This is a genomic window from Streptomyces sp. NPDC055078 (assembly GCF_053607985.1).
This window is the reverse complement of record NZ_JBSGUP010000361.1, coordinates 1-8,307: the sequence shown is the minus strand read 5'-3', so window position 1 is coordinate 8,307 and position 8,307 is coordinate 1. Positions and strand designations below refer to the sequence as shown.

The window sequence follows — 8,307 nt, the reverse complement described above, 5'->3', positions numbered from 1 at the left end:
GTCCCCACCCGGCGGACGGCGACCACGACTGGGCGCTGATCCGGCTCGGGGCACCCGGAGTCGTCCACGGCATCGTCGTCGACACCGCGCACTTCCGGGGCAACCACCCCCAGGCCGTCTCGATCGAGGCCACCGCCGTGGCCGGGACGCCCTCGCCGGACGAACTGCTCCAGGCCGGGGTGACCTGGGCGGCCCTCGTCCCCCGTACGCCCATCGGCGGCCACGCGGCCAACGGCTTCGCCGTCTCCGTCCCCCGGCGCTTCACCCATCTGCGGCTCAACCAGCACCCCGACGGCGGTATCGCCCGACTGCGGGTGTACGGCGAGGTCGCCCCCGACCCCGGCTGGCTCGGCGCGCTCGGTACCTTCGATCTCCTCGCCCTGGAGAACGGCGGCCGGGTGGAGGACGCGTCCGACCGCTTCTACTCCCCGGCCACGAACACGATCATGCCCGGCCGGTCCCTGCGGATGGACGACGGCTGGGAGACCCGCCGCCGCCGGGACCGGGGCCACGACTGGATCCGCTACCGGCTGGTGGAACAGGCGGAGATCCGCGCCGTGGAGATCGACACCGCCTGCCTCAAGGGCAACAGCGCGGGATGGGCGGAGCTGGCCGCCCGCGACGGGGACGGCCCCTGGGTGCCGCTGCTGCCCCCGACCCCTCTCCAGCCGGACACCAATCACCGCTTCGTCCTCCCCACGCCCTGTGTGGCCGGCCGCCTCCGTCTCTCCATCCACCCCGATGGCGGCGTCTCCCGCGTCCGTGCCTTCGGCTCGCTCACCCCCACGGGCGAGGCCCGGCTGCGGGCCCGCGACCGTGAACTCGGCCCGCGACCGTGAACTCGGCCCGCGACCGTGAACTCGGCCCATGACCGGGGCGGTGCCCCGGCAGGGCCGGTTGTACGCCGCGCTGGAGCCGCGTGGCCGCCGTCCACGGACAGCTCCGCGCCCGTCACCTACCCCGCGCGAGCCGGAGCGCGACGGCCGGGCCGATCCCACGGCTGCCGCCGGTCACCAGTGTGGTCCTGGACATCTGTTCCCCTTGTTTCAAGAGTGTCGTGAGTGGTTACGACATCCAGGAATCCGGCCCTGACCAGGCCGTGCCGGCGGCTGACGGACGGCCGATCCGCCCCGTGCCGGACCGGCCGATGAGTTCTCCGCCCCCACCGGGTCAGACCTGTTGACAGCACATATGTACGCCACGGAAGAGGCATCAGTCATGGCTCAGCTCTCGATCACCACCTTCGTCACCCTCGACGGCGTGATGCAGGCCCCCGGCGGGCCGAACGAGGACACCAGCGGCGGCTTCGCCCTGGGCGGCTGGTCCGTGCCTTACGGCGACGAGGACTTCGGCCGGTTCATGACCGAGGTCTTCGAGCGCGCCGGGGCGTTTCTGCTCGGCCGGCGGACATACGACATCTTCGCCGGGTACTGGCCGAAGATGACCGACCCGGACGACCCGATCGCCTCCCGCCTCAACTCCCTCCCGAAGTACGTCGCCTCGAAGACCCTGCGGAAGGCCGACTGGGAGGGCACCACCGTCATCGGCGCCGATCTCGCCAAGGAGGTCACCGAGCTGAAGGAACGAACGGACGGTGAACTCCAGGTCCACGGCAGCGGCCGGCTCGCCCACGCGCTGATGGCACACGACCTGATCGACACCATGCATCTGCTGGTCTTCCCCGTCGTCCTCGGCACGGGCCTGCGGTTCTTCGCGGACGGCGCGGTACCGACGGCGTTCCGGCACCAGGAGGCCCGCACCACCGGCTCGGGCGTCGCCATCCACACCTATGAGCTGGCGGGCCGCCCCGAGTACGGGACGTACGAGGTCTGAACCTCCGGGCCGGGTCCGGGCGTACGAGAGGTACGGGAGTCGGCCGCCGGACCTTCGGGATCCGGCCTCGGGGCGTACGGGGCTTGAACCTCTGGGCTGGCCTCCGGGCGTACGGGATCTGGCCAGCCGGACCAACGGGCGTACAGAATCCACCGCCGGGTGCCGCTGTCACTTGCAGTTCTCAGCGATCATCACCATCCCGAAGCCCACCACCGCGATCGCGAAGTTCGTGAGGAGCGCCCGTTCCTCCAGGAATCCCACATTCTCCGTGAGGAAGCGGGTCGCGCCCATGAAGTTGAACCAGCCGGTCAGCTCGCGGACCACTCCGGCACCGCCCAGGAACAGCAGCAGACCGCCGATGCCGCCGAGAATCTTCGCCATGGACCGATCCTGGGCCGCCGCCCGCACCCGGCGCGTCGGCCCTCAGGATGCGGTGCGGCACCCAAAGTCTCCTCCCGCCCGACTTTGGTAGCTTCCCGCAGGCGCGGGGGCTTACGGGCGGCCGGACGCTGCGTAGGTTTGTCGACATGACGCGTACGGAATACCCCTGGCTGCTCCCCTCGGCCATGGCGGACCCCTTCGACCCCGAGGCCCCGGGCGGCCGGACCGGGCCGGCCGGACCTGCTGGGCAGGACGGGCAGGACGGGCAGGACGGGCGAGCGGGACAGGCCGGGCGGACCGGGCGGGCGGGGGCCTCGCGGAGGAGGCCCCGGCGGACCGTACGCGACTGGATTGTCGACACTGTCGCTTTCGCGTTGGCCGTCTTCGTGGGGATGCTCGCGGCGGAGACCACGGAGAAGGCCGGCAACCCCGAGCCCCTCATCCTCGTCGACCAGCTGATCGGTGCCATCGCCTGCTGTGCTCTCTGGCTGCGGCGGCGCTGGCCCGTACAGCTCGCGGTGATCCTGACGCTGGTCTCCCTCCTCTTCCCCGTCGCCGGGGGAGCGTTCATCGTGAGCCTGTTCAGCGTCGCGGTGCACCGGCCGTTCAGACCGGTCGCCCTCATTGGCCTGATGGCGCTCGTGGCCGCCATCAGCCAGCCTCTGGTGCGGCCCGATCCGACCAGCAGTTTTCTCGCCTCGCTCATCGCCGGACTGGTGATGGTCCTGCTCGCCCTCGGCTGGGGCATGCTCGTACGCTCCCGGCGGCAGCTCGTCGTCGTGCTGCGCGAGCGGGCGCACCGGGCCGAGACCGAGGCGGAACTGCGCGCCGAGCAGGCCCAGCGGCTGGCCCGGGAGGCCATCGCCCGGGAGATGCACGATGTCCTCGCCCACCGGCTGACCCTCCTCAGCGTCCACGCGGGCGCGCTCGAATTCCGGCCGGACGCCCCGCCCGCCGAGGTCGCCCGCGCCGCCGGGGTGATCCGCGACAGCGCGCACGAGGCACTCCAGGACCTCCGCGAGATCATCGGGGTGCTGCGCGCGCCCGGCGACGGCGACGGCGGGGACCGGCCGCAGCCGACGCTGGCGACCCTCGAAACCCTGGTCACCGAGTCCCGGGAGGCCGGTATGGAGGTCACCCTCGACAACCGCATCACCGACCCGGCCGCCGTCCCCGCCGCCGTGGGGCGCACCGTCTACCGGATCGCGCAGGAGGGCCTGCCCAACGCCCGCAAGCACGCGCCCGGCGCCGAGGTCACCGTCGCCGTCAGCGGCGCACCGGGCGACGGGCTCGTGGTGAGTGTCGACAACCCGGCCCCCGTAGGAGAGTTCACCAAGGTGCCCGGTTCCGGCCAGGGACTGATCGGGCTGACCGAGCGCGCCACGCTCGCCGGAGGCAGCCTGGAGCACGGGCGGACGGGCGGCGGCGGATTCCATGTGCGTGCGTGGCTACCGTGGGCCGCATGACTATCCGGCTGCTCGTCGTCGACGACGACCCCCTGGTCCGCGCGGGCCTCTCCCTCATGCTCGGCGGCGCCGACGATCTGGAGATCGTGGGGGAGGGGGCGGACGGCTCCGAGGTCCCCGCGCTGGTCGACCGGTTCGCGCCCGACGTGGTGCTGATGGACATCCGGATGCCGACCGTCGACGGACTCACCGCCACCGAGGAACTGCGCCGCAGACCGGGCGCCCCCGAGATCGTCGTCCTCACCACCTTTCACGCCGACGAACAGGTGGTACGGGCGATGCGCGCGGGGGCCGCCGGATTCGTCCTCAAGGACACCCCGCCCGCCGACATCGTCGCCGCCGTCCGCAGGGTGGCCTCAGGCGACCCGGTCCTGTCGCCGGCCGTGACCCGCCAGTTGATGAGCCATGTCGCCGAAAGTGCGCAGGAACGCGCCGGTGACCCGCGCCGGCGGTCGGCGGCGGCCCGGGTCGCCTCCCTCGCGGAGCGCGAGAAGGAGGTCGCGATCGCCGTCGGCCGGGGCCAGTCCAACGCCGAGATCGCCGCGACGCTCTATATGAGCGTCCCGACGGTGAAAACCCATGTCTCGCGCATCCTCGCCAAACTGGACCTCAACAACCGTGTCCAGATCGCGCTGCTCGCGCATGACGCGGGGCTGCTGGACGGGGAGCGGTAGCCTCCGGGGCGCCCCCAACAGGCTGACATACGCGCACCCGGAGCAGGTAAATCCCGCCCCTCCGGCGCGTGAGGAGCCGGGGGTCCCCCCGCGCCGCAAGGCGCAGGGGGCGGCTCGGGGCAGCGCCCCGCCACGCACCCGCGCCCTGCGTCGGCTCACGCGCACTCCTGCGGAGTGTCCTCAAACGCCGGACTGGCTGGATATGTGCACCCGGGCCAGGACTTCAGCGTCGCCTGGGGGCCCCTCCCAGGCGAAGCTCCGGGGGCGTTTGAGGTGCTTGGGCCGCAGCCCCGTTTTTGTGCACGCTCCTGTGCCTGAGGGTCCGTCCTCAATCGCCGGACGGGCTGGATGTGCGCACCTGGGTCGGGAATTCAGCCTCGCCTGGGGGCCCCTCCCAGGCGAAGCTCTGGGGGAGATTGAGGCGCTGGGGGTCCCCCCACGCCGCAGGGCGTAGGGGGCGGTCCGGGGCAGAGCCCCGGCGATGAGCCGCACCGTACGTCGGCTGTCGCGCATTCCTGCGGAGTGTCCTCAACGCCGGACAGGCTGAAAATCCACAACGGAGTCCGGGGGAGATTGAGGACACGCCCGCAGGGCGTGCCCGGCACGACCGGGCAGGAGTCCCGAATCCGGCACCACCTGGCAGGACCCTGGCCGGAAGCCCCGGGGGCTGGACTCCCAAGCCGCTCCCAAGCCGCTCCGAAGGCGCGGGGACCCGGGGCGTGGCCCCTGGGGCACCAGGGCGGACCGCTCAGCCCCCCGCGATCTCCTCCACCCGCACCACCCTGCGCTCGCGCCGCGACACCTCGCACGCCTCCGCGATCCGCAGCGCCGCCAGCGCCTCCCGCCCGTCGCAGGGGTTCTCCGCCTCGCCCCGCACCAGGCGGACGAACGCGTCCAGCTCCGCCTCGTACGCGGGCGCGAAACGCTCCAGGAAGCCCGGCCACGGCTTGGATGCGGGCGGCGGACCCTGCGGTTCCGTGGAGGCGATCGGCGTACGGTCGTCCAGGCCGACCGCCACCTGGTCCAGCTCGCCCGCCAGCTCCATCCGGACGTCGTACCCCGCGCCGTTGCAGCGGGTGGCCGTCGCCGTCGCCAGGACGCCGTCGTCCAGGGTGAGGACGGCCGCCGCAGTGTCGACATCGCCCGCCGCGCGGAACATCGCGGGGCCCGCGTCCGATCCGGTCGCGTACACCTCCACGACCTCCCGCCCGGTCACCCAGCGCAGCATGTCGAAATCGTGGACCAGACAGTCCCGGTACAGCCCCCCGGACAGCGGCAGATACGCGGCGGGCGGCGGCGCGGGGTCCGAGGTCATCGCCCGTACGGTGTGCAGCCGGCCGAGCCGCCCCGAGCGCACCCGCTCACGGGCCGCCCGGTACCCGGCGTCGAAGCGGCGCATGAACCCGAGCTGGAGCGGCGTGCCCGCCCGCTCCACCTCACGCAGCGCGGCCAGTGTCCCCGGCAGATCCACCGCGACCGGCTTCTCGCAGAAGGCCGGCAGCCCGGCGCGGGCCGCGCGGCCGATCAGCTCGGCGTGCGAGGCGGTCGCCGAGGCGATCACCACCGCGTCCACGCCCCAGCTGAAGACCTCGTGCGCGCTGGGCGCCGCCGTGGAGCCCGTACGGTCGGCCACCGCCGCGGCCCGCGCAGGGTCGGCGTCCGCCACCACCAGCGAACCGACCTCCCGGTGCCGGCTGAGAACACCCGCGTGGAAAGTGCCGATACGTCCCGTACCGATGAGTCCGATGCGCATGCGCCAAAAATGGAGGCGGGCCGGGCACCATGTCAAGACTTTGTCCTGACAACCGAACTTCGCGACTTCCCGTCAACATGAGCGGCGACTACGCTCGGCCCGTGCCCAAGCAGCCCAGACACGAGACGGAACCGTCCCGGTCTCTCCAGCTGAGCGTCGACCGCACGAGTCCGGTCCCGCTGTACTTCCAGCTGTCACAGCAGCTCGAAGCGGCCATCGAGCGAGGGGCGCTCACCCCGGGCAGCCTGCTCGGCAACGAGATCGAGCTGGCGGGCAGGCTCGGCCTCTCGCGGCCGACCGTCCGCCAGGCTATCCAGTCCCTCGTCGACAAGGGGCTGCTGGTGCGCCGCCGGGGCGTGGGCACCCAGGTCGTCCACAGTCAGGTCAAGCGCCCGCTGGAGCTGAGCAGCCTCTACGACGATCTGGAGGCGGCCGGGCAGCGGCCCGCCACCGTGGTGCTGCGCAACACCGCCGAGGCCGCGACCGCGCAGGTCGCGGCGGCCCTCGGGGTCGCGGAGGGCAGTGAGGTCCAGCTGATCGAACGCCTCCGGTACGCCCATGGGGAACCGATGGCGCTGCTCACCAACCACTTGCCCGCCGGTCTGCTGACCTGTGACACCGGACAGCTGGAGGCCACCGGTCTGTACCGGATGATGCGGGCCGCCGGGATCACCCTGCACAGCGCCCGGCAGTCGGTCGGCGCACGGGCGGCCACCGCGACCGAGGCCGGACAACTCGCCGAGAAGGAAGGAGCGCCGGTCCTCACCATGGAGCGCACCACCTTCGACGACACCGGGCGGACGGTCGAATTCGGCTCCCACCTCTACCGCGCCTCGCGGTACGCGTTCGAGTTCCAGCTCCTCGTCCGCCCGTGAGCCGTACGTCGCCGACCGGCCACGCCATGTCCGTTGCGTAAGAATGTTCGGACAAAGTCTTGACGGGGCCCCCGGGCCGCCGTAAAAACTCCCCAGCCGCAACCGGGCGGCCCGGGAGAGAAGGCGGATCCACCATGCGTATCCGGATGCGTATCCACAGGGTCCTTCGGGTCCACAGGGTCCATCGGGCGCCCTTCGACGCCCGGTCCCGGAGAAGCGCGCCGCCGCCCCGGGACACGGCGGCCGAACTGCCGGGCAGACCCGATGCCGGCCCTCCGACCAGCCGTGACTCATACTTGGGCGGCCGGGGAGCGATGAGGATCCCCCGGTTGTACCAGGCAGTAGGACGATCGGCAGTACGGCGAGAAGGGCCCCGCGACGTGGCAAGGGCAAGGACAGGGGTACGCGCGCTGGGCGCGGTGCTGGCGGTGGTGCTCGGGCTCTCCCTGGCAGCGTGCAGCAGTACGGGCGGCAAGCGCGCGGAGGACGCCCGCAAGGCGCAGGCCGCCGCCGGGAAGGCCGCGGTGAGCACTCCCCGCTGGACCTTCGCCATGGTGACCCACTCGGGCGACGGCGACACCTTCTGGGACATCGTCCAGAAGGGCGCGGAGGAAGCCGCGGTCAAGGACAACATCAACTTCCTCTACTCCAAGAGCGACGAGGGCCAGCAGCAGGCCCAGCTCGTCCAGACCGCCATCGACAAGAAGGTCGACGGTCTGATCGTCACGCTCGCCAAACCAGACTCGATGAAGGCCGTCGTCAGGAAGGCCGTCGCCGCCGGTATCCCCGTGATCACCGTCAACTCGGGGTCCGAGCAGTCCGCCGCCTACGGCGCGCTCACCCATATCGGCCAGGACGAGACCATCGCCGGTGAGGCCGTCGGCGACGAGCTGGACAAGCGCGGCAAGAAGAAGACCCTCTGCGTCCTGCACGAACAGGGCAACGTCGGACACGAGCAGCGGTGCGCGGGCGTCAAGAAGACCTTCGGCGGCGACGTGGTGAACCTGTACGTCGACGGCACCAACATGCCCGACGTCCAGGCGTCCATCGAGGCCAAACTCCAGGCCGACAGCTCCGTCGACGCCGTCGTCACCCTCGGCGCGCCCTTCGCGGACACCGCGGCCAAGGCGAAGCAGTCCGCCGGGAGCGACGCCGAGATCGACACCTTCGACCTCAACGCCAAGGTCGCCGCATCCCTGAAGGCCGGGACGCTCGGCTTCGCCGTCGACCAGCAGCCCTATCTCCAGGGGTACGAGGCGGTCGATCTGCTCTGGCTGTACCGGTACAACGCCGATGTCCTCGGCGGCGGGCGGCCCGTGCTGACC

8 protein-coding genes are annotated in these 8,307 nt (G+C 71.9%); 6 read left to right on the top strand and 2 right to left on the bottom strand.

The annotated features are described in order from the left end of the window. Positions 1-839, top strand: an 839-nt coding sequence (gene alc / locus ACWF94_RS25915; protein ID WP_453493111.1) for an allantoicase, incomplete at its 5' end; no start/stop codon positions are given. 379 nt (positions 840-1,218) lie between these two features. Continuing rightward, positions 1,219-1,833, top strand: coding sequence for a dihydrofolate reductase family protein (locus ACWF94_RS25910; RefSeq protein WP_453493108.1), 615 nt, complete (start codon positions 1,219-1,221; stop codon positions 1,831-1,833). A 168-nt stretch (positions 1,834-2,001) separates the two neighbouring features. Here ACWF94_RS25910 and ACWF94_RS25905 read toward each other — a convergent pair whose 3' ends face one another. Beyond that, on the bottom strand, positions 2,002-2,214 hold the full coding sequence (locus ACWF94_RS25905; protein ID WP_453493105.1) for a hypothetical protein: 213 nt from the start codon (positions 2,212-2,214) through the stop codon (positions 2,002-2,004). Between the two features lie 146 nt (positions 2,215-2,360). On the opposite strand from ACWF94_RS25905, the gene ACWF94_RS25900 reads away from it, so the two are divergent. Both ACWF94_RS25900 and ACWF94_RS25895 read left to right on the top strand, forming a co-directional pair. Then, positions 2,361-3,680 carry a histidine kinase gene (locus ACWF94_RS25900; RefSeq protein ID WP_453493102.1) on the top strand — a complete coding sequence of 440 codons (1,320 nt, stop codon included), beginning with the start codon at positions 2,361-2,363 and terminating at the stop codon, positions 3,678-3,680. Beyond that, positions 3,677-4,354, top strand: coding sequence for a response regulator transcription factor (locus tag ACWF94_RS25895; RefSeq protein ID WP_453493099.1), 678 nt, complete (start codon positions 3,677-3,679; stop codon positions 4,352-4,354). Before ACWF94_RS25900 ends, ACWF94_RS25895 begins: the two co-directional genes overlap by 4 nt. Positions 4,355-5,102: 748 nt before the next feature. On the opposite strand, the gene ACWF94_RS25890 is transcribed toward ACWF94_RS25895, so the two are convergent. Then, a complete protein-coding gene (locus ACWF94_RS25890) occupies positions 5,103-6,107 on the bottom strand; it encodes a Gfo/Idh/MocA family protein (protein ID WP_453493096.1) in 1,005 nt (334 codons plus the stop codon). Between the two features lie 77 nt (positions 6,108-6,184). On the opposite strand from ACWF94_RS25890, the gene ACWF94_RS25885 reads away from it, so the two are divergent. Beyond that, positions 6,185-6,982, top strand: a complete 798-nt coding sequence (locus ACWF94_RS25885) for a GntR family transcriptional regulator (RefSeq protein WP_453493093.1) — start codon at positions 6,185-6,187, stop codon at positions 6,980-6,982. 380 nt (positions 6,983-7,362) lie between these two features. Further along, a partial coding sequence (locus ACWF94_RS25880) for a sugar ABC transporter substrate-binding protein (protein WP_453493090.1) occupies positions 7,363-8,307 on the top strand: 945 nt, incomplete at its 3' end.